Source organism: Pseudonocardia thermophila (assembly GCF_900142365.1).
Lineage (GTDB): Bacteria > Actinomycetota > Actinomycetes > Mycobacteriales > Pseudonocardiaceae > Pseudonocardia > Pseudonocardia thermophila.
In genome coordinates, this window is sequence record NZ_FRAP01000002.1 from 214,366 (window position 1) to 233,344 (window position 18,979).

21 protein-coding genes, 1 tRNA gene and 1 pseudogene are annotated in these 18,979 nt (G+C 72.9%); 13 read left to right on the forward strand and 10 right to left on the reverse strand.

Annotation, left to right across the window (positions count from 1 at the left end; all coding sequences use genetic code 11):
• Positions 1-25 precede the first annotated feature (25 nt).
• The gene (locus BUE41_RS03355; protein WP_084754305.1) at positions 26-1,216 is read right to left on the reverse strand and encodes a winged helix DNA-binding domain-containing protein; all 1,191 of its coding nucleotides are present in this window, start codon (positions 1,214-1,216) and stop codon (positions 26-28) included.
• A 67-nt stretch (positions 1,217-1,283) separates the two neighbouring features.
• Here BUE41_RS03355 and BUE41_RS03360 point away from each other — a divergent pair, with 67 nt between their 5' ends.
• Complete coding sequence (locus BUE41_RS03360) at positions 1,284-1,850, forward strand: carboxymuconolactone decarboxylase family protein (RefSeq protein WP_073455347.1); 567 nt, start codon at positions 1,284-1,286, stop codon at positions 1,848-1,850.
• Here the strand turns inward: BUE41_RS03360 and sigJ are convergent.
• On the reverse strand, positions 1,798-2,700 hold the full coding sequence (gene sigJ / locus BUE41_RS03365) for an RNA polymerase sigma factor SigJ (RefSeq protein ID WP_143171945.1): 903 nt from the start codon (positions 2,698-2,700) through the stop codon (positions 1,798-1,800). The two genes, BUE41_RS03360 and sigJ, sit on opposite strands and share 53 nt — an antisense overlap.
• A gap of 125 nt (positions 2,701-2,825) precedes the next feature.
• Between sigJ and BUE41_RS03370 the strand changes: the two genes are divergently transcribed.
• Genes BUE41_RS03370 through BUE41_RS03390 form a run of 5 tightly spaced genes read left to right on the forward strand, consistent with a single transcriptional unit; the run spans position 2,826 to position 6,472 of the window.
• Complete coding sequence (locus tag BUE41_RS03370) at positions 2,826-3,044, forward strand: hypothetical protein (protein WP_073455349.1); 219 nt, start codon at positions 2,826-2,828, stop codon at positions 3,042-3,044.
• A gap of 35 nt (positions 3,045-3,079) precedes the next feature.
• Positions 3,080-3,265, forward strand: a complete 186-nt coding sequence (locus BUE41_RS03375; RefSeq protein WP_073455350.1) for a hypothetical protein — start codon at positions 3,080-3,082, stop codon at positions 3,263-3,265.
• Between the two features lie 48 nt (positions 3,266-3,313).
• On the forward strand, positions 3,314-5,164 hold the full coding sequence (gene dnaG / locus BUE41_RS03380; protein WP_073455548.1) for a DNA primase: 1,851 nt from the start codon (positions 3,314-3,316) through the stop codon (positions 5,162-5,164).
• Entirely contained in the window at positions 5,161-5,679 is a 519-nt protein-coding gene (locus BUE41_RS03385) for a hypothetical protein (protein WP_327194734.1), read from the forward strand. The genes dnaG and BUE41_RS03385 overlap by 4 nt, the downstream gene beginning before the upstream one ends.
• 25 nt (positions 5,680-5,704) lie before the next feature.
• The gene (locus BUE41_RS03390) at positions 5,705-6,472 is read left to right on the forward strand and encodes a trans-aconitate 2-methyltransferase (protein ID WP_234996930.1); all 768 of its coding nucleotides are present in this window, start codon (positions 5,705-5,707) and stop codon (positions 6,470-6,472) included.
• Between the two features lie 10 nt (positions 6,473-6,482).
• Here BUE41_RS03390 and BUE41_RS31650 read toward each other — a convergent pair whose 3' ends face one another.
• Both BUE41_RS31650 and BUE41_RS31655 read right to left on the reverse strand, forming a co-directional pair.
• Positions 6,483-6,791, reverse strand: coding sequence for a dihydrofolate reductase family protein (locus tag BUE41_RS31650; RefSeq protein WP_234996952.1), 309 nt, complete (start codon positions 6,789-6,791; stop codon positions 6,483-6,485).
• The gene (locus BUE41_RS31655; protein WP_234996955.1) at positions 6,710-7,069 is read right to left on the reverse strand and encodes a dihydrofolate reductase family protein; all 360 of its coding nucleotides are present in this window, start codon (positions 7,067-7,069) and stop codon (positions 6,710-6,712) included. The genes BUE41_RS31650 and BUE41_RS31655 overlap by 82 nt, the downstream gene beginning before the upstream one ends.
• A 170-nt stretch (positions 7,070-7,239) precedes the next feature.
• Here BUE41_RS31655 and BUE41_RS03400 point away from each other — a divergent pair, with 170 nt between their 5' ends.
• A complete protein-coding gene (locus BUE41_RS03400; protein ID WP_073455352.1) occupies positions 7,240-8,898 on the forward strand; it encodes an NAD(P)/FAD-dependent oxidoreductase in 1,659 nt (552 codons plus the stop codon).
• Positions 8,899-8,912: 14 nt separating this feature from the next.
• On the opposite strand, the gene BUE41_RS03405 is transcribed toward BUE41_RS03400, so the two are convergent.
• Complete coding sequence (locus BUE41_RS03405) at positions 8,913-9,569, reverse strand: PASTA domain-containing protein (protein WP_073455353.1); 657 nt, start codon at positions 9,567-9,569, stop codon at positions 8,913-8,915.
• A gap of 116 nt (positions 9,570-9,685) precedes the next feature.
• On the opposite strand from BUE41_RS03405, the gene BUE41_RS03410 reads away from it, so the two are divergent.
• Entirely contained in the window at positions 9,686-11,134 is a 1,449-nt protein-coding gene (locus BUE41_RS03410) for an ATP-binding protein (protein ID WP_073455354.1), read from the forward strand.
• Positions 11,134-11,529, forward strand: a complete 396-nt coding sequence (locus BUE41_RS03415) for a hypothetical protein (RefSeq protein ID WP_143171946.1) — start codon at positions 11,134-11,136, stop codon at positions 11,527-11,529. Before BUE41_RS03410 ends, BUE41_RS03415 begins: the two co-directional genes overlap by 1 nt.
• Here the strand turns inward: BUE41_RS03415 and galK are convergent.
• The 3 genes from galK to BUE41_RS03430 all read right to left on the reverse strand — a co-directional run bounded on the left by galK (position 11,523) and on the right by BUE41_RS03430 (position 13,971).
• On the reverse strand, positions 11,523-12,599 hold the full coding sequence (galK, locus tag BUE41_RS03420) for a galactokinase (protein WP_073455356.1): 1,077 nt from the start codon (positions 12,597-12,599) through the stop codon (positions 11,523-11,525). The two genes, BUE41_RS03415 and galK, sit on opposite strands and share 7 nt — an antisense overlap.
• Positions 12,596-13,687, reverse strand: a complete 1,092-nt coding sequence (galT, locus tag BUE41_RS03425) for a galactose-1-phosphate uridylyltransferase (RefSeq protein ID WP_073455357.1) — start codon at positions 13,685-13,687, stop codon at positions 12,596-12,598. Before galT ends, galK begins: the two co-directional genes overlap by 4 nt.
• A 74-nt stretch (positions 13,688-13,761) precedes the next feature.
• Positions 13,762-13,971 carry a hypothetical protein gene (locus BUE41_RS03430; RefSeq protein WP_073455358.1) on the reverse strand — a complete coding sequence of 70 codons (210 nt, stop codon included), beginning with the start codon at positions 13,969-13,971 and terminating at the stop codon, positions 13,762-13,764.
• 146 nt (positions 13,972-14,117) lie between these two features.
• Between BUE41_RS03430 and BUE41_RS03435 the strand changes: the two genes are divergently transcribed.
• Positions 14,118-14,193 (forward strand) — tRNA-Asn (locus BUE41_RS03435).
• 531 nt (positions 14,194-14,724) lie between these two features.
• Here the strand turns inward: BUE41_RS03435 and BUE41_RS03440 are convergent.
• The gene (locus BUE41_RS03440; protein WP_073455359.1) at positions 14,725-15,117 is read right to left on the reverse strand and encodes a beta-sandwich lipoprotein; all 393 of its coding nucleotides are present in this window, start codon (positions 15,115-15,117) and stop codon (positions 14,725-14,727) included.
• Positions 15,118-16,181: 1,064 nt separating this feature from the next.
• Between BUE41_RS03440 and BUE41_RS32630 the strand changes: the two are divergent.
• The 3 genes and pseudogenes from BUE41_RS32630 to BUE41_RS03450 form a co-directional block, all read left to right on the forward strand.
• Positions 16,182-16,340 (forward strand): annotated as a pseudogene (locus tag BUE41_RS32630) (sigma factor); the annotation flags it as partial.
• 160 nt (positions 16,341-16,500) lie between these two features.
• Positions 16,501-17,136 (forward strand): sigma factor-like helix-turn-helix DNA-binding protein, encoded by a 636-nt coding sequence (locus tag BUE41_RS03445; protein WP_327194736.1) that lies wholly within the window; start codon positions 16,501-16,503, stop codon positions 17,134-17,136.
• An 80-nt stretch (positions 17,137-17,216) separates the two neighbouring features.
• Positions 17,217-18,386, forward strand: coding sequence for an NAD(P)/FAD-dependent oxidoreductase (locus BUE41_RS03450; protein WP_073455360.1), 1,170 nt, complete (start codon positions 17,217-17,219; stop codon positions 18,384-18,386).
• Position 18,387: 1 nt separating this feature from the next.
• Here the strand turns inward: BUE41_RS03450 and BUE41_RS03455 are convergent, their stop codons facing one another.
• Positions 18,388-18,933 (reverse strand): dihydrofolate reductase family protein, encoded by a 546-nt coding sequence (locus BUE41_RS03455; protein WP_073455361.1) that lies wholly within the window; start codon positions 18,931-18,933, stop codon positions 18,388-18,390.
• Positions 18,934-18,979: the final 46 nt, after the last annotated feature.

Below are 18,979 nucleotides of genomic sequence, written 5' to 3' on the forward strand. Positions count from 1 at the left end.
CGAAGGCAACCCGGAGAAGCCCCGGTCAGGCCAGCAGCCGGGCCTGCATCGGTGGCGGGAAGCGCACCGAGTAGCGCACGTCGCCGAACATGGTCTCCAGCTCGTGCGCGGCCTGCTCGATCGCCGTGCGGTGCTCGGCGCCGACGTTCGTCTCGTCGAGCAGCTCGACGCGGATCGTCCCGTCCTTGCGCTGCGCCCAGCCACCCACGATCCGCCCGTCCACCCACACGGTCGGGCCGCCGTTGCCGTTGCGGTCGAACAGGTGCGGCACGAGCGCGTCGTCGAGGTGGAAGGCGCGTTGCTTCCAGCCCATCGTGGCCGGGTCCAGCGCGGGCAGCAGCACTGCCGACGGCCCCGGGTCGGGTACGTCGGCGAGATCGTCGGGCAGCACGTAGCCGGGTTCAGGGCCGTCGATCTCGACCTCGACGGCGCCGACGTCCGCCAGCGCGCGCTTCGTGGTGGTGGCCGTCCACTTCGCCCACCAGGCCAGGTCGGAGCGGGTGGCCGGGCCGAACGCGGCCAGGTAGCGGCGGGCCAGCTCGGCCGCCGCCTCGCGCGGCTCCCACGGTTCGCCGAGCCCGCCGGGCAGCCACTTCTCCGCGGCGGCCCACCGGTACTGGCCGTTGATCCACGTGCCGGTCGGACGGGCCCGCAGCACCCGCCCCGCGAACCCGAGCACCAGCAGCAGCCGGGTGTGCGCGGGCACCTCGGTGGCCTGGCGGCCGGCGCCGATCACCAGGCGCAGCCCGGCGATGTCGGGCAGCCGCAGCCCGACCTCGCGCGCGGTGAGCGGCTCGTCGGCCAGCACGTCCAGCACGTCGTCGGCGGCCCGGGCGAACCATGCCCTCGGATCGGCGATCCCCGCCGCGGCCAGCGCTTCGTCGAGGATCCGCTCCTGCTGACGGAGCACGTCGAGGGTGGCGGCGTGGTGGGCCACGCCCGCGGTGTCGCGGTCGAACACCCACAGCGTGCGGCGCATCGCGTGGTGGCGCACCAGCGTGCGGTCCTCGTAGAGGGCCGCCTCGACCGGTTCCAGCGCCGGCTGCGGCATCCGCGCAGCGGCCGAGAGGTAGACGCTGACCGGGTCGGTCGAGTGCAGGCCCACCACCGCCCGGGTGATCGCGACGGGATCGGTGGTGCGCAGCTGCGGGGTGAGCAGGTGCCGGGTGACGAGGCGGGCCCGCCGCTGGGTGTCGTCGATGGTGCGCGCGCTCACACATCGAGCCTGTCACGGACCGCGGCGCGGTCCCGTCCCAGGGGCAGGACCGACGAAGGAGGTACCCATGCCCCGCATCCCCGCCGTCCCCGACGCCGAGGCCGGCGTGTTCGGCCGGCTCGTCTACCGGTTCGCCCGCCGCCGGTTCGGCGCCGTGCCCGAGCCGTTCGCGGTGGCCCGGCATCACCGGAAGGTGTTCTGGGCGTCCGCCGTGGCCGAGCTGGCCTACGAGCGGGCGTGCACCGCGCTGCCGAAGCGGGTGCGCGAGCTGGCCGTCTACCGCACCGCCACCGTGGTGGGCTGTTCGTGGTGCGTCGACTTCGGGACCATGCTGCAGCGCCTCGACGGGCTCGACGTGGAGCGACTGCAGCACATCGACGAGTACGCCACGCACCCCCTGTTCGACGCGCAGGAGCGGCTGGCGATCGCCTACGCCGACGCGATGACCGCGCAGCCGATGACCGTAACCGACGAGCAGGTCGCCGAGCTGGAGGCGGCGTTCGGCCGGGCCGGCCTGGTGGAGCTGACCACGCAGATCGCGCTGGAGAACATGCGGGCCCGGTCCAACCACGCGCTCGGCATCACCGACCAGGGCTTCGACGCGGCCTGCCGGGTGCGAGCTTCGCGGGGTTGACCACCTGGTAGATGCCCGCGATCCGGCCCTCGCTGACGGCGACGGTCACCACCCCGGCCGGCAGGTCCCCGTCGGCCGGGGCGGCCAGGCCGAGGTCGCCGTTGACCAGCACCGGTGTCCAGCCCGTCGCCAGCGCCGGCCCGTACGCCTCGAGCAGCCCCAGCAGCAGCCGGGTGATCTTGTCGGCGCCCACGACCGGGCGGCGGGCCGCCTTCGCCGCGCCGCCGCTGTCGGCCACGTAGACCGCGTCCGGGTGCAGCAGCTCCACCAGCGCGGCCTGGTCGCCGCGGGCGAGCGCCGCGGCGAACGCATCGAGCACGGCGGCCTGCTCCGCCGCGTCGGCCGGCGGTGGGGGCGCGGCGTCGGCGACGATGCGCCGGGCCCGCGCGGCGTACTGGCGGGCCGTCGCCTCCGGGCAGCCGAGCACCTCGGCGATGGCGGCGTAGGGCAGGTCGAGCGCCTCGTGCAGCACGAGCGCGACCCGCTGCGGCGGGGTCAGCCGCTCCAGCACGAGCATCGCCGCCATCCGCACGCCCTCGTCCTGGACGACGGCGGCGAGCGGATCGTCGGGGCCGGTGGTGACCAGCGGCTCCGGCAGCCACGGACCGACGTAGCGCTCCCGGTGGGCCGCCGCCGAGCGCAGCCGGTCCAGGCACAGCCGCGCCACCGCCGTGGTGAGGAAGGCCCGCAGATCGCGCACCCGGGCGCGCTCCGCGTCCGACATGCCCGACCAGCGCAGCCACGCGTCCTGCACGGCGTCCTCGGCGTCGGCGATGCTGCCGGTGACGCGGTAGCCGACCCGCAGCAGGTGCCCGCGCAGGGCCTCGAACTCCTCGGCGTCGGCGGGCACGGGATCAGCGTAGGTGCGCAGGGCCGAACCGGTCGGGCGACCTCGGCCGAACGGCCGATGTCGCCGGGTCCAGATCCGTACCGCGGGCCGAGGCGGCGAGCCGCCGTACGGAGCACAGTGGACGCATGACGATCTCGGACCTGCTCACGGTCATCGGTGCGACGGCGGGTGTGGCTGTGCTCGTCGTGATGGCCGCCGTCCCGCTCCTCTTGGCCCTGCCGCTGCCGGGTGACCGGCGCGCCGCCGGGGAGACGGCCGCGGCCGACCGGTCGCCCGCCCTCCACCTGCTCATCCCGGCCCAGCGCACCGCCGCCGAGGGGGTGGCCCCGCGGCCGGTCGCCTGAGAGGCTTTCAGGTGAGCGGAGGCACTGTGGACGGTATGACCGATCCAGCCATCCTCGAGACGGTCTACGCGCTGCTCGCCGGCTCGGGTGTCGCTGTGGCCGTCGTCCTGCTGCTGCTGGGGGTGCGCAGGCTCGTGCAGCGGCGCCCGGCCGGCCGCGCGCTCGAGCAGTCCGCCCCGGAGGCCTCCGGCGCGGTCGAGGACGCCGCGCTGCACCGCTGACGCGGCCGGTCCCGAGCCGCGTCGGGCCTGCGTTCTATGCTCCACCTCGTGGCCGGCCGGATCCGCGAGAGCGACATCGCCGAGGTCCGTGAACGCACCCGCATCGATGAGGTGATCGGCGAGTACGTGGCCCTCCGGCCGGCGGGTGCCGGCTCGCTGAAGGGCCTCTGCCCGTTCCACGACGAGAAGACGCCGTCGTTCAACGTGCGCCCCGCTCGCGGCGTGTTCCACTGCTTCGGCTGCGGCGCAGGCGGCGACGCGGTGGCGTTTCTGATGCGCATCGAGTCGATCGGGTTCGTCGAGGCGGTGGAGCGGCTGGCCGACCGCATCGGCTACCAGCTCACCTACGAGGGCGGCGGCATGTCCGTCCGCCGCGACCGGGGCACCCGCTCGCGGCTGCTGGAGGCCAACAAGGCGGCGGCGGAGTTCTACGCCGCGCAGCTGCGCACTCCCGAGGCCGCGCCCGCGATGGCGTTCCTGACCGCGCGCGGGTTCGACGCGGCCGCCGCGGTGAAGTTCGGCTGCGGCTACGCCCCGGCCGGCTGGGAGGCGCTCACCAACCACCTGCTCGGCAAGGGCTTCACGTTCGAGGAGCTGGAGAAGGCGGGCCTGTCGCAGATGGGCCAGCGCGGCCCGCGGGACCGCTTCCACCGGCGCCTGGTGTGGCCGATCCGCGATCTCGGCGGCGACGTCGTCGGGTTCGGTGCGCGGCGGTTGTTCGACGACGACCGCATCGAGGCCAAGTACCTCAACACCCCCGAGACCCCGGTCTACAAGAAGACCCAGGTGCTGTTCGGGCTCGACCTGGCCAAGCGGGAGATCGCCAAGCGGCGCCAGGTCGTGGTCGTCGAGGGCTACACCGACGTCATGGCGATGCACATGGCCGGCGTGCCGACCGCGGTCGCCGCGTGCGGCACGGCGTTCGGCGCCGACCACGTCGCGGTCATCCGCAGGCTCATCGGCGACGACTCGTTCGATCTCGGCGAGGTCATCTTCACCTTCGACGGCGACGCGGCCGGGCAGGCCGCCGCGCTGAAGGCGTTCGAGGGCGACCAGGCCTTCGCCGCGCAGACGTTCGTGGCGATCGCGCCGGACGGGCAGGACCCGTGCGAGCTGCGGATGTCCGCGGGCGACACGGCGCTGCGCGACCTGGTGGCGCGCCGCCAGCCGCTGTTCGAGTTCGCGATCCGCACGATGCTGCGCGACTACGATCTCGACACCGCCGAGGGCAAGGTGGCCGCGCTGAAGCGCACCGTGCCCGTCGTCGCCAAGATCCGCCGGGAGGAGCTGCGCGACGAGTACGCGCGCCGGCTCGCGGGCTGGGTCGCCTGGGACGACATCGCGATGGTCGTGGAGCGGGTCCGCCAGGAGGCGGGCGGTGGCCGCGTCGTCACCCGCCGGCGGGCCGCGGCGCCCGTCCCGGCCCGCGACGATCCGCGGCTGCACCTGCAGCGGGAGGCGCTCAAGGCCGCCCTGCAGATCCCCGCGATCGCCGGCCCCGAGTTCGACGAGCTGCCCGAGCAGGCGTTCACCCACGCCGCGTACGCCGGGGTGCACGCCGCGATCCTCGCTGCGGGTGGGGCGGCGTCGGCGCGCGACGGGCAGCAGTGGATCGACGACGTCTCCGGCTGCTGCACCGACGGCCTGCGCCCGCTGGTGATCGAGCTGGCCGTGGAGCCGCTGGAGCTGCCGAAGAAGAACCCGGACGAGGCCCGCTACGTGTCCAGCGTGATCTGCCGGGTGCGGCTCGGGCTGGTCGAGCGGCAGATCGCGGAGATCAAGTCCCGGCTGCAGCGCACCAACCCGGTCGAGGAGGCCGACGCGTACTTCGAGATGTTCGGTGATCTCGTGCCGCTGGAGCAGTACGCGATCACGCTGCGGGAGCAGGCGGCCCGGTGAACCGCCTGCTGCGGCGGCTCCTGGGCCGCGAACCCGCCCCGGACGGATCGATCGGGGCGCTGGAGCCCGACGAGCACGTCCTCGCCTGGGCGGCGATCGTGGGCGGTGGGCACCTGGTCACCACCTCGCACGGCATCTGGTTCCCCGACCCCGACGAGCCCCGGCGAGTGGGCTGGCACCTGGTCTCGAAGGCGACCTGGCAGGGCGGCGCGCTGGTGCTCGTCGAGGCGGTGGAGGAGGACACGCTGGACGGCGTGGTGCTGCTCGCGGACCGGCCGCCGCGCCGGTTCGGCCTGGGCGAGCCGGGGAAGGTGCCGCAGGTCGTGCACGAGCGGGTCACCGGGTCGATCAGGTCGCGGCACCACCGTGATCTGCCCGGCGGGGGCGCGTGGTTCGTGCAGCGCAAGGTGGCGGGCCGCGGGAAGTACGTGCTGCAGGTGCGCCCCGACCCGGGCACCGACCGGGAGCTCGTGCGACGGTTGGCCGCCGAGGTGGGCAGGCAGCTTCCCTCCTAAACCGTACGTGCGTACGGTTATGCGGGTGGTCGCCACCTGGGATCCCGCCGCGTACCTGACGTTCGACGATCACCGCTCCCGGCCGTTCTACGACCTGATCGCGCGCATCGGAGCGCAGATGCCGCGCCGGGTCGTCGACCTGGGCTGCGGCCCGGGGCACCTGACGCCGGTGCTGGCCCGGCGCTGGCCCGACGCGGAGATCGTGGCGCTGGACGCGTCCCCGGAGATGGTCGCCGCTGCTCGGGAGCGCGGGATCGCCGCGGAGCTCGCCGACGCCGCCGACTGGGAGCCCGGCCCGGCCGACGACGTGGTCGTCACGAACGCGGTGCTGCAGTGGGTGCCGCAGCACCGCGAGCTGCTGCCGCGCTGGATCGCTGCGCTGCCCGCCGGCGGCTGGTTCGCGATGCAGGTGCCCGGCAACTTCGCCGCACCCTCGCACGCGCTGGTCCGAGAGCTGGCCGCCGAGCCGCGCTGGGCGGGCCGGGTCACGCTGCGCGGTACCGAGGCAGTCGCCGAACCCACCGAGTACGCGGAGCTCATCGCGGGCGCCGGAGCCAGGGCCGACGTCTGGGAGACCACCTACCTCCAGCGGCTCACCGGGTCCGATCCGGTGCTGCGCTGGATCGAGGGCACCGCGCTGCGGCCGGTCCGCGACGCGCTCGACGAGGACGCCTACGCCGCGTTCACCGCCGAGCTGGCGCCCCGGCTGCGGGCGGCGTACCCGCCGCGGCCCGACGGCAGCACGTGGTTCCCGTTCCGGCGGATCTTCGCCGTGGCGCATCGCCTGGACTGATCGCGACGCCTCAGCCGCGTCGGTCGTAGTGCGCGATCACCAGACCGGACGGGGTCGCGACGCTGCGGACGAGGGCGAACCGGGTGAGCGGGGCCGGGCCCTCGAACAGCCGTGCCCCGCACCCGAGCGTGATCGGGTGGATCACCAGCACGAGGTGATCGACCAGCCCGGCCGCGTGCAGGCTGCGCACCAGCGCCGCACTGCCGACGACCGCCAGCGGCGTGTCGCCCTGCTCCTTCAGCCTCCCGACCGCGTCGGCGGCATCCCCGGCAGCAGCACGGAGTTCGCCCAGGCGTCGACATCGGTGAGCGTCCTCGATGCGACGTACTTGGTCGCGGCGTTCATGTGCGCGGTGAAGGGGTTGCCGTCCTCGGCGCGGCTCCAGACCTCGACGAAGTCCTCCCAGGTCCGGCGGCCGAACAGCATGTCGCCGCCGCGGGCCATGCCGCGCCCCATCTCCGCTGTGAGCACCTCGTCCTGGTGCCAGCCGCCCCATCCACCGTGCGGGAAGCCGCCGCGGGTGTCCTCGTCGGGCCGGCCGACGCCCTGCACGACGCCGTCGAGCGTGACGTTCATGGTGACGGTGAGCGGGCGCATGTGTGCTCCTCCGGCTCGTGGGCCGCCCCGGTGGCGGCCCGTTCACCCCTGGTACGAACGGGGGCAGCGCGGATCGACGGTCGGTGCCGGAGACCTCGCCACCCGGGTAGGTTCGGCCCCGGTGCCGGCGTGGCCACCGGACCGCGTACCCCGCCACTGGAGAGGCGAGCATGCCCAAGCCCGTTCTGATGACCGTCGACGACGACCCCGGGGTGAGCCGCTCCGTCGCCCGTGACCTGCGCCGGCGCTACGGCCAGGACCACCGCATCGTCCGGGCCGAATCCGGCGTGGCGGCGCTGGAGGCCCTGCGCGAGCTGGTCCTGCGCGGCGAACCGGTCGCGGCGATCCTCGCGGACTACCGGATGCCGAACATGAACGGCATCGAGTTCCTCGAGCAGGCGATGGACATCGCCCCGCACGCCCGCCGGGCCCTGCTCACCGCCTACGCCGACACCGACGCCGCGATCCAGGCGATCAACGTCGTCGACATCGACCACTACCTGCTCAAACCGTGGGACCCGCCGGAGGAGAAGCTCTACCCGGTCGTCGACGCGCTCATCGAGACCTGGCGCACGGTGGGCGAGCGGCCGGTCGAGGACATCCGCATCGTGGGCCACCGCTGGTCGGCCGAGTGCTTCACCGCCCGCGACTTCCTGGCCCGCAACTCGGTGCCCTACCGGTGGTACTCGGTGGAGGAGCCGGAGGGTGCGCGGCTGCTGCAGGCCGCCGGCTGCCCGGCCACCGACGTCCCGCTGATCATCACCCCGGACGGCACCGCACTGCGCAACCCGACGGAGGCCGAGATCGCCGCCGCCGTCGGCCTCACCACCACGCCCACCGGCGACTTCTACGACCTCATCGTCGTCGGCGGCGGCCCGGCCGGGCTGGGCAGCGCTGTCTACGGGGCGTCGGAGGGGCTGCGCACCGTCCTCGTCGAACGGCTCGCGACCGGTGGGCAGGCCGGCCAGAGCTCCCGCATCGAGAACTACCTCGGCTTCCCCGACGGCGTGTCGGGCGCCCAGCTCACCGACCGCGCTCGCCGCCAGGCCGCGAAGTTCGGCGCCGAGGTCCTCACCGCCCGCGAGGTCGTGGCGCTGGAGGCCCGCGGATCCGCCCGCGTCGTCCGCTTCGGCGACGGCAGCGAGATCGCCGGGCACGCGGTCGTGCTGGCCACCGGTGTCTCCTACCGCAGCCTCGACGCCCCCGGCGTCGCCGAGTTGACCGGCCGCGGCGTCTACTACGGATCGGCGGCCACCGAGGCGCCCGCGTGCGCCGGCCAGCACGTCTACGTGGTCGGCGGCGCCAACTCGGCGGGCCAGGCCGCGGTGTTCTTCTCCCGGCACGCCGCCGACGTCACGATGCTCGTGCGCGGGCCGAACCTCGAAGCGTCCATGTCGACCTACCTGATCAAGCAGATCGAGGCGATCGACAACATCCACGTCCGCACCCGCACCGAGGTCGCCGAGGCCTGCGGCGACGGGCACCTGGAGAAGCTGGTGCTGCTCGACCGCACCACCGGCGCGAAGCAGACCGTCGACGCCGGGTCGATGTTCATCTTCATCGGCGCCGCGCCGCGCACCGAGTGGCTCGACGGCGTCCTGCTCCGCGACGAGCGCGGGTTCCTGCGCACCGGACCGGACCTCGTCGTCGACGGGAAGCGGCCGCCCGGCTGGCCGCTGGACCGCGATCCCTACCACCTGGAGTCGAGCATCCCCGGGGTGTTCGTCGCCGGGGACGTGCGCGCCGACTCGGTGAAGCGGGTCGCCTCGGCGGTCGGAGAGGGCGCCATGGCGGTCACCCTCGTCCACCGCTACCTCGCCGACCAGTAGCCGACCAGTAGCCGTCAGCCGACCGCCTCGTCGGCCGGGTCAGGCAGGTACTTGCGGCCCACGAGCGGCTCGGGCTTCGGCCGGCGCGGCTCGCGCACCCCGCCCTCGCCGCGGTCGAGCCACAGCAGCACGGTCGCGCCCGGCGGCACGACGGCACCCGACTCCGGGCTCTGCGCGGTGACGACCGATCCCGCGGGCGCCATGCCCAGTGGCGTCTCCCGGTCGCCGGAGCCGGGCACGAGCCGGTTGGTCTCCAGCCGGCGCCGGGCGATCTCCAGGCTGAGCCCGACGACGTTCGGCACGGTGGTGCCGCGCCGCCTGCCCAGCCGCTTCTCACTGACCGACCAGGTCATGGCCACGTCCGGCTCGGCCGCCGGGGCGTCGGGCGCGCTCGGGCTCTCGTCGAGATCACGCCACTTCTCCCACGCCGACTGCCGGGTGACGCCGAGCCGGGTCGCGATCTCCGCCCAGGACCGCCCCCGCAGCCGAGCGCTGCGCACCGCGCGCAGCTCCACCTCGTCGAGCAGCCTGCGCACCTCGCCGACGTCGGCGAGGGCCTCGAGCGGGTCGGGCTCGCGGTCGCGGCTGCCCGGCTGGACGACCGCGTCGCCCATCCAGGTGCCGAGCCGTTTCCAGGCGCGGCGCGCCGCCCGCAGGCGATCAGCACCCACGATGTCGCTCCTCTTGTCAGGTTCGCTTGACGGATGTCGACAGGGTATCCTGACAGCGGTCTGGCCGCTGCCAAAGAGGTCTGCGCAGGTGGCCGCGCAGCATTACAGTGAGCGGGGTGACCCTTCCTGCGCACCTGCCTGCGGACGAGCTGCGCACCCTGTTCCTCTTCGCCGATCTCTCCGATGACCAGCTGGCCTGGATCGCCGAGCACGCCGACGTCGTCGAGGTGCCGGCCGGAGCGGACATCGTCCGCGAGGGCGAGCCGGCGTCCTGCTTCCACGTGCTGCTGTCCGGCACGATCTCGATGAGCAGGCTCGTCGGCGGCGAACCGGTGGAGACCACCCGCACCGACCAGCGCGGGGTCTACTTCGGCGCCGTCCAGTTCTACCTCCAGGACGACAGTGCCCGGCTGTACTCGTCCACGGTGCGCGCGATCACCGACTGCGCGGTGCTGGCGTTGCCGGCCGGGGACTTCGCCCGCCAGTTCAGCGCCTGGTTCCCCATGGCGGTGCACCTGCTCGAGGGCATGCTGATGGGCCTGCGCCGGGGCAACTCACAGGTCGCCGAGCGCGAGCGGCTGCTGGCGCTGGGCAAGCTCTCCGCCGGGCTCACCCACGAGCTGAACAACCCGGCGGCGGCCGCTGTGCGCGCCGCGGACGCCCTTCGCGACAAGGTCACCGGGATGCGCGCGAAGCTCGCCATGATCGCCGACGGCCGCATCGCGGGCGACCAGCTGAAGAAGCTGGTGATGGCGCAGGACGAGTTCGTCAAGAAGGTCCGCCACGCACCGGAGCTGTCCCCTCTCGAGGCCGCCGACCGGGAGGACGAGCTCGCCGACTGGCTCGACGACCACGGCGTCGGCAGCGGCTGGGACCTCGCGCCGGTGTTCGTCGCAGGCGGTCTCGGCGTGGAGGATCTCGAGGCCGTACGGACCGCGGCCGGTGACGCACCGCTGGAGGGCCCGATCCGCTGGCTCGCCTACACCGTGGAGACCGAGAGCCTCATCCGCGAGATCATCGACGCCACTACGCGCATCTCCGATCTCGTCGGCGCAGCCAAGCAGTACTCACAGCTCGACCGTGCCCCGTACCGGTGGGTCGACGTCCACGAAGGGCTCAAGGCCACGCTGGTGATGTTCGGCCGGAAGATCGGCGAGAACACCGGCATCCGCATCGTCAAGGACTTCGACCGCACCCTGCCGCAGATCCCGGCCTACCCGGCGGAGCTCAACCAGGTCTGGACCAACATCATCGACAACGCGATCGACGCGATGAACGGCTCGGGTACGCTCACCGTGCGCACCGGCCGCGCCGACGAGGACCGCTTGTTCGTCGAGATCGGTGACACCGGCCCGGGCATCCCACCGGACGTGCGCAAACGCATCTTCGATCCGTTCTTCACGACCAAGCCCGTCGGCCACGGCACCGGCCTCGGGCTCGACGTGACCTACCGGGTCGTGGTGAACCGCCACCACGGCGACATCCAGGTGGAGTCGGAACCGGGCAACACCCGCTTCCGCGTGCTCCTGCCGCTCACCGAAGACCCCGAGGACGCCCGCCGGTGATGCACGACCCGCTGGCCGCGGTCGAGGCCGGCTTCGCCACCCGCACCGCCGTCGAGGTGCGCCTCGGCGCCCAGGCGGTGATCGTCGACCCGGCCGACCGGGGCACCCCGCGGCCGCTGCACGTGCTGCTCGGCGGGCACGCCGCGGACGTCGCCTCGGTCGCCCGCACCCATCTGGAGCGCGAGGGTGATCCGGGCGCCGTCCGCGTGATCGTCACCCTGGACGAGGGCGCGCCGCCGCTGCTCTACCGGCGGGTGATCCTGCCGGTGCACCTGCGCAGCGACGACGCCCGGCGGGTGGCCGAGGTCCTCGACCACACCGAGACCACCCGGTTGCTGCGCCCGGCGTTCACGATCCGCACGGTGATCGAGTTCGACGGTGCGGCGCTCTACTGATCGCGGGCGGCCCCGGCCGACGGTTCGGCGATGCGGACGTCCGGCTCGGCCAGCCCGCTCGCGGCGAAGGCGGCGCGCACCGCGTGCGACACCGCGTCGACCCGGTCGAGCGGGGTGAGCGCGATCGCGGAGCCGCCGAAGCCGCCGCCGACCATGCGCGCGCCGAGCGCCCCGGCGACCCGCGCGGTCTCCACAGCGAGGTCCAGCTCGGGGGAGGAGACCTCGAAGTCCCCGGCGAGGGAGGCGTGCGAGGCGTCGAGCAGCGGTCCGATCTCGGCGAGCCGGCCCGCCTCCAGCAGCGCCACCGCCTCCTGCACACGCGCGATCTCGGTGACGACGTGGCGGGCGCGCGGCCGGATCTGCGGCGGCAGGGTCGCGACGGCAGCCAGGTCGGCGTCGCGCAGGGAGCCGATCCGCGCCACCGCCTCCTCGACGGCAGCCCGGCGCTTGCCGTACTGGCCGTCGGCGAGCGCGTGGCGCACCTTCGTGTCGATGACGAGGACGGCGAGCCCGGCCTCGGCGGGTGCGAACGGCACCTGCCGGGTATCGCCGCTGCGGGTGTCGATGAGCAGCGCGTGCCCGGCGGTGGCCAGCAGCGACACCGCCTGGTCCATGCCGCCGGTGGCCGCGCCGACGACCTCGTTCTCCGCCCGCACGCAGGCGGCGGCCAGCTCGGTGCGGGGCAGGTGCAGCTCGAACAGCTCGTCGACGGCGATCGCGGTGGCGCACTCCAGCGCCGCCGACGACGACAGCCCCGCACCCAGCGGCACCGATGCGGTGACGTGCAGGTCGATGCCGCCCACGCGGTGTCCGGCCGCGCGCAGCGCCCACAGCACCCCGGCGACGTAGCCCGCCCAGCCCTTCGGGGTGCCCGGGCCGATCTCGGACAGCTCGCCGTCGAACGTGCCCTGCTCGAAGTCACTGCTCAGGTGCAGTCGCTCGTCGTCGCGGCGGGACACCTGGACGACGGTGCGCTCGGCGATCGCGAACGGCAGGCACAGCCCCTCGGCGTAGTCGACGTGCTCGCCGATGATGTTGACGCGCCCCGGCGCCGACCACGTCCCGCTCATGCGGGCCCGACCTCCCGCAGGCGGGCGGCGATCGTCTCCGGCGTCGTGTCGCTGATCCACGCACCCGCGCCCGACTCGGAGCCGGCCAGGTACTTGAGCTTGTCCGGCGCCCGGCGCAGCGAGAACAGCTGCAGGTACATGCGGGTCAGCTCACGGCCGTCGCCGACGGGCGCCTGGTGCCACGCGGCGATGTAGGGCGGTTCCTCGCCGAAGAAGGCGGTGAACCGCTGCAGCAGATCCAGGTAGAAGACGGCGAGCTCATCGCGCTCCGCCTCGTCGAGGGCCGCGAAGTCGGGCGCCTGCCGGTGGGGCACGAGGTGCGCCTCGATCGGCCAGCGCGCCGCCGCGGGCACGAACATCGTCCAGTGCTCGCCGCGGCGCAGCACCCGTGTGCCTGCGGACTGCTCGGCCGCCAGCACGTCGGCCAGCAGCTCGCGGCCGGTGCGCTCGCGGTGGACCCGCGCCTGCGTGATCAGCTGCGTCGTGCGGGGCGAGAGGAACGGGTAGGCGTAGATCTGCCCGTGCGGGTGCTCCAGCGTCACCCCGATCTCGACGCCTCGGTTCTCGAACGGGAAGACCTCGGCGATCCCCGGCAGAGCGGACAGCTCCGCGGTCCGGTCGGCCCACACGTCGATCACCGTGCGGACCCGCGAGAGCGGCAACTCCGGGAACGAGGAGTCGTGGTCGCTGGTGAAGCAGACCACTTCGCAGCGCCCGTCGGCGGGCCGCTGCCGCCACAGCGGGTTGTGGTCGACGTAGGGCTCGGTGCCCGGCACCGAGCGGGCCAGCGACGGGAACCGGTTCTCGAACACCACCACGTCGTAGGCCGGATCGGGGATCTCGGTGGGCTCGTGCCCCGGCCGGGTCGGGCACAGCGGGCAGTGATCGGCGGGCGGCAGGAACGTCCGGTTCATCCGGTGGGCGGCGAGCGTGACCCACTCACCGGTGAGCACGTCGAACCGCGCAGTGGAGGCGTGCTCGACGTGAGGAAGATCACGACTGTCCTTCACCGGCTGTCGCTCGGCCGTGACGTCGTCGAAGTAGATCAGCTCGCGGCCGTCGGCGAGGGAGGTGACAGTGCGGTTCATGGGCTGGGGGACCTCGTTCCGCTCGAAGGTTCACCGGTTGGCGGGACCCGGCAGCGCCGGCGGGTCCGCGCAGTTCAGCGCCCGTGCCCGGGGGAGTGCGCGGCCTCGGCGTGCCGTCCGCTCACGAACTCCTCCACCCGTGCCCGCACCACCCCCGCGGCGCCCTGCACCGCCGGGTGGTCGGCGACGCGCTGGTAGCTGCGCCGCAGCTGCTCGTACCGCTCGGTGCCGGCCTTGGCGCCGAGCACGTACCCGATCGCTGCACCCAACAGGAACCTGAGCATCTCGTCTCCTCGCCTCCGGGCCCCGGCCGCAACGGCCGACGATCCTTCATCCTGCACCAACGGCAAGGGGAGGGCCCGGGGCGAAGGGCTCCGGAGCGGTGCGCTATCTTCTCAGTACGCCACGCGGCGAGGCCGCAGGCGGACGGTCCTCCGTAGCTCAATTGGCAGAGCATGCGACTGTTAATCGCAGGGTTACTGGTTCGAGTCCAGTCGGAGGAGCCACTTCCCCCGGTCAGAGGCCCGGTCAGGCGCTAGGGTCAAGATCAGCCTCACCTTTGCCACCACGATCGGGTCGACTGCTCTCCGTCTCCGAAGGCCTCGAGGAGCGCTGGGGCGCCCGTTCGGGCGACCTTCCGCTCGACGTCGTTGTCTCCGTTGTCCGTTGCCATCGACACCTTCGCGTGCCCGAGCTGATGGCCGCCGGCCGGAGCGGTGAAGATCACGTCCCACGCGTTCGGGACGGACGCCGCTCGTCGGTGCCGCCGCACGGCGGTGCCGCCACCTCAGCGTGCCGGTGTCGAGGTCCAGCGCATCCGAGGCGAGCAAGCCCATCGGACCCCGGAGCCGGTCGGTGGTGGCTCGGAGGACCGGCGCTGGCGTTCCCGCTGTTCGTGCGCCCCCGATGATCAATCCTTCATCGCGCACGCGCGCTCGGTGCAGAAGCTCGTTCCAGAATCGTCGTCCTGTCCCTGACGAAGAACGAACGACGAGGAGATGATCGCCGCTTCCAGCCGGACCGCGAACGGTGGCCGCTCACGGCCGGTCCACGTCCGGCACGATCACCTCGGGCTTGAAGATCACCCGGTAGTGCCAAGTGTCCACGGCGGCGCTGTCGAGCTGCTCGACGAAGTAGGACACGTTGTCCGACAGGCCGAGGAAGTGCTTCTTGTACTCCTCCGGGCCGGTCTTGCAGGTGACCTCCAGCTGGCGGTTCTCGTCGGTGATCGAGCAGCGGCCCTCGACGGACAGCAGGTACTTGTCCGTGATCCCGTTGAAGAACACCACCCGGCGGTTGATCTCGAACTGGTCGGCGGCCGCGGACAGGTTCCGCGAGGCGACGTCGGCGTCGGTGGAGCAGGCGGTGAGCACACCCGCCGATGTCGCTACCGCCGCCAGGACCAGAGCCGTCCGCGTGCGCACCTTCATCCTTCGTCCTCCACGTGTCATGAGCAGCCCGGGGTGGCCGCCCACCAACACTTACCGGACGGTAGGTGCAGCTTCCTCCGTGAGATCACGGAGCCTGGCCAGGTGGACGGGGTGATCTCTGTATCAACCCGGCTCGGCGTCCGTCGTGGCGTGCGGTGTTGATCGCGACCGACGCGGGCTGTTCCGTGTGGTCGATGTGCGTGGCGGGGGTGTCGCAGTAGTTCGGGGCGGTGCGGCGGCCGTCCTTGCGGGTGGTGGTCAGGTCGGTGGGCAGGGTGGGGGAGGTGTGTGCAGCGTTGTTCGAGCGTGTCGGGTGTGGTCTCGGTGGCGAGTTCTCGGGCGAGTTCGAGGATCGCCGCGGTCTCGCGTGCGGCGGCGGTGTTCTTTTCGCGCGCGCCGTCGCATCTGTGAGGCGAGTGCGGCGAGGCGTGCGGAGGGCCTGTCTCGGGTTGAGCCCCGGAATCTGTTTCGAACGGATGTTCCCGTTGATCTGCACGGCAAGGGGATGGACCACGGGCCGATGACCTGGGAGTCAACCGGCGGTGGTGGTGTCAGCTGGAGTTCCCCGTCGAGGGGTCGTCGAGGTGACCGCACCCTTCGTCCAATCCACCCGTCCAACGGGTGCGCGTTGCGGAGAGCAACCGCGGTCTCAGCTCGCGTGCGGAACGCGAGATGAGATGCATGACTCGCCGAACGCGATGCGGGACTCGCCGGGCGAAACGCGGACTCGTCAGGTGAGGTGGCCGCCGCCGAACACGTACGGAACGCAACTGCGCTCGAGGAGACCGAGCCCGTCGCGAACGCAGATGCGCCTCCCCCGATCTCGACCGCCCCGACGATGGCCAGCACGATCCCCAGCGGCCGCCCCGTGAACCACAGGAACTGCAGATCGGGAAGGACGAACACGAACACCGCTCCGAGGACCAGAAGCACGACACCGATCGAGTACCACACCCTCACGGCCGACATCGTCGAACGCGGCGAAGGGGTGTCGTCATTCCTTCGACCGGCCTCGTCGTCGTTCCGACTCGGCGCGGGACGGAGAGCGGCTACTCTGGGGCGGCATGCAGTGCCCGCACGACGCCGAGGTCTTCCAGGCCGCTCGTCCGCGCCTGGAGGCGATCGCCTATCGCCTGCTCGGGTCCGCCGGGGACGCCGAGGACGCCGTGCAGGACACCTACCTGCGCTGGCTGGCCGCCGATCGTGAGCAGATCCGCACGCCGGAGGCGTGGCTGACGAAGGTCCTCACCAACATCTGCCTCAACCAGCTGACGTCGGCGCGGGCGCGGCGGGAGACGTACGTGGGGCAGTGGCTGCCCGAGCCGGTGCTCGCCGGCGACCCGATGCTCGGGCCGGCGGAGACCGCGGAGCAGCGGGGAGTCGGTGTCGATCGCGGTGCTGACGCTCATGGAGCGGCTCTCGCCGAAGGAGCGGGTCGTCTACGTGCTGCGCGAGGCGTTCGGCTACCCGCACTCGGAGATCGCGCAGATCCTCGACATCTCCGAGGCCAACAGCCAGCAGATCCATCGCCGCGCGCGCCAGCACGTCGCGGAGGGGCGGGCCCGCCGCACGGTCGATGCTGCCGCAGCGCGGCGGATCGTCGAGGAGTTCCTCGCCGCGACGCTCAGCGGAGACACCGCGCCGTTGCTGAAGCTGCTCGCCGACGGCGCGGTCAGCATCGCCGACGGCGGCGGCAAGGTGCACGCGCGCACGCCCCCGCTGGTCGGCGCGCTGGCGATCGCGCGGTTCTTGCGCAGCGTGTTCCGGCCGACGCCGGCCCGGCGCGCGCTCGTGCACTCGCTCGTCGGGGGCTCGGTGCAGATGCACGTGGCCGAGGTCAACGGCGGGCCGGCGGTGCTGTTCACGACGGGTGGGCAGGTCGTCGGTGTGCTCTCCCCGGAGGTGACGGCCGACGGCATCACCGCCCTGCACATCCAGGCCAACCCGGACAAGCTGGAGCGGATCTCGCAGCAGTGGGCAGCGGCCGAGCGCACGGAGCCCTACGCCACCGTCTGGTGACGCCGCTCACACCTCGTCAGGGATCGCGGGTCTGTCCGGTTCAAGGGGTGACAACGCACGAACCGGACAGGAGCGTCACCATGAACCACCGCATCGTCGTCCTCGGCGCCGGGTACTCGGGTGTGCTGGCCGCCGGCCGCCTCGCCCGCCGCCTCGCTGACGTCGAGATCGTCCTGGTCAACGCCGAGCCGGACTTCGTCGAGCGGGTCCGCCTGCACCAGCTCGCAGCCGGGCAGGACCTGCCTGCCCGCCCGCTGCGCGCCATGTTCGCCGGCACCGGCGTGGACGTGCGGCAGGCCCGGGTCACCGCGCTCGACGTGGCGCGGAAGGTCGTCGTGCTCCAGGACGGCGAACCCGTCGAGTACGACACCCTGATCTACGCGCTCGGCAGCACGCTCGCCGACCACGGGGTGCCCGGGGTGGCCGAGCACGCCCACCACGTGGCGAGCCGCCCGGCCGCGCTGCGGCTGCGCTCCCGTCTGCAGGACCTGCCCGCCGGGCGCACGGTGCTCGTGGTCGGCGGCGGGCTCACCGGCATCGAGTCGGCGACCGAGATCGCCGAGGCGCGCCCCGATCTGCGGGTCGCCCTCGTCACCGATCGCGAGCCCGGCGACCGGCTGGGGGCGAGGGCCCGCCGGCACCTGGACGCGGTGCTGAATCGGCTGCACATCACCGTCCACCCGCACACGCAGGTGACCGCGGTCGACGCGTTCGGCGTCTCCACCGCCGGCGGCGGGCGCATCCCGGCCGATGTCACCGTCTGGACGGTGGGCTTCGCCACCTACCCGATCGCCGCGGCGAGCGGACTCCAGGTCGACGGGGACGGTCGGATCGTCGTGGACGCGAGCCAGCGTTCGGTCTCGCACCCCGATGTGTACGCGATCGGCGACGCGGCCGCGACAGCCGCCGTCGGCGGCGAGACCATGCGCATGGCGTGCGCGGCCGGGGTGCCGATGGCCCAGCGGGTGGCCGACGTGGTGGCCGCGCGGCTCACCGGCCGGGAGATCGCGACGCCGCCGCTGCGGTTCTACGCCCAGTGCATCAGCCTCGGTCGGCGCTCCGGGATCCTCCAGCTCGTCACGCCCGACGATCGGGTTCTGCCCATCGCCGTCGTCGGTGCGGTCGGCGCGCGGATGAAGGAGCTGGTCTGCCGCGGTGCGATGTGGGCGATCACGCACCCGACGATGCTGATGCCGGTCCGGCGGCGCCGGGTGGCGTTGGCGGAGCAGGCGAGCCCGGTCGCGAGCTGAGTCAGGCCGGGCCGTAGACCAGGTGCGCCACGCCGTTCTCGAACGTCTCGCCGGCCAGCAACGAGAGTTTCGTCCGGGGTCCGCCGTCTGCGAACAGCCGCAGCCCGCTACCCAGCGCGATCGGGTAGACGAACAGGTGCAGCTCGTCGACCAGCCCGTCGGTGAGCAGGGCCCGCACCAGGGTGATGCTTCCGCTCACGAAGACGTCCCCGTCGGCGGACGCCTTCAGCGCCCGGATCTTCTCCGGGTCGTAACCGCCGATGACTTCGCTGTTCTTCCACGCCGGATCGGTCATCGTCGTGGAGACGACGTACTTGGTGGTGTCGTTGAAGAACGGCGCGCCGGGGTCGTCCTCGGCGGTGCGGGCCGACCAGGCGGGCGCGAACATCTCGTGGGTCCGGCGGCCGAGCAGGATCGCGCTCGACGAGCCGGTGAGTCCGCCGATGACCTCGCCCATCCGCTCGGTGAAACCGAACTCGAACGTCCAGTCCGGGTCCTGGACGACGCCGTCGAGCGAGGAGAACTCGTGGACCTTGATCTTCCCCATTGCGGGCTCCTTCGGGTCGTGGTGGTCATCGGTATCGACCACCGCG

Bases quoted from the DNA above. Each gene is read 5' to 3' on its own strand.
- BUE41_RS03360 (WP_073455347.1), top strand. From the start codon at position 1,284: ATGCCCCGCATCCCCGCCGTCCCCGACGCCGAGGCCGGCGTGTTCGGC.
- BUE41_RS03370 (WP_073455349.1), top strand. From the start codon at position 2,826: ATGACGATCTCGGACCTGCTCACGGTCATCGGTGCGACGGCGGGTGTG.
- BUE41_RS03375 (WP_073455350.1), top strand. From the start codon at position 3,080: ATGACCGATCCAGCCATCCTCGAGACGGTCTACGCGCTGCTCGCCGGC.
- BUE41_RS31655 (WP_234996955.1), bottom strand. From the start codon at position 7,069: ATGCGCCCGCTCACCGTCACCATGAACGTCACGCTCGACGGCGTCGTG.
- BUE41_RS03400 (WP_073455352.1), top strand. From the start codon at position 7,240: ATGCCCAAGCCCGTTCTGATGACCGTCGACGACGACCCCGGGGTGAGC.
- BUE41_RS03415 (WP_143171946.1), top strand. From the start codon at position 11,134: ATGCACGACCCGCTGGCCGCGGTCGAGGCCGGCTTCGCCACCCGCACC.
- galK (WP_073455356.1), bottom strand. From the start codon at position 12,599: ATGAGCGGGACGTGGTCGGCGCCGGGGCGCGTCAACATCATCGGCGAG.
- galT (WP_073455357.1), bottom strand. From the start codon at position 13,687: ATGAACCGCACTGTCACCTCCCTCGCCGACGGCCGCGAGCTGATCTAC.
- BUE41_RS03430 (WP_073455358.1), bottom strand. From the start codon at position 13,971: ATGCTCAGGTTCCTGTTGGGTGCAGCGATCGGGTACGTGCTCGGCGCC.
- BUE41_RS03440 (WP_073455359.1), bottom strand. From the start codon at position 15,117: ATGAAGGTGCGCACGCGGACGGCTCTGGTCCTGGCGGCGGTAGCGACA.
- BUE41_RS03450 (WP_073455360.1), top strand. From the start codon at position 17,217: ATGAACCACCGCATCGTCGTCCTCGGCGCCGGGTACTCGGGTGTGCTG.
- BUE41_RS03455 (WP_073455361.1), bottom strand. From the start codon at position 18,933: ATGGGGAAGATCAAGGTCCACGAGTTCTCCTCGCTCGACGGCGTCGTC.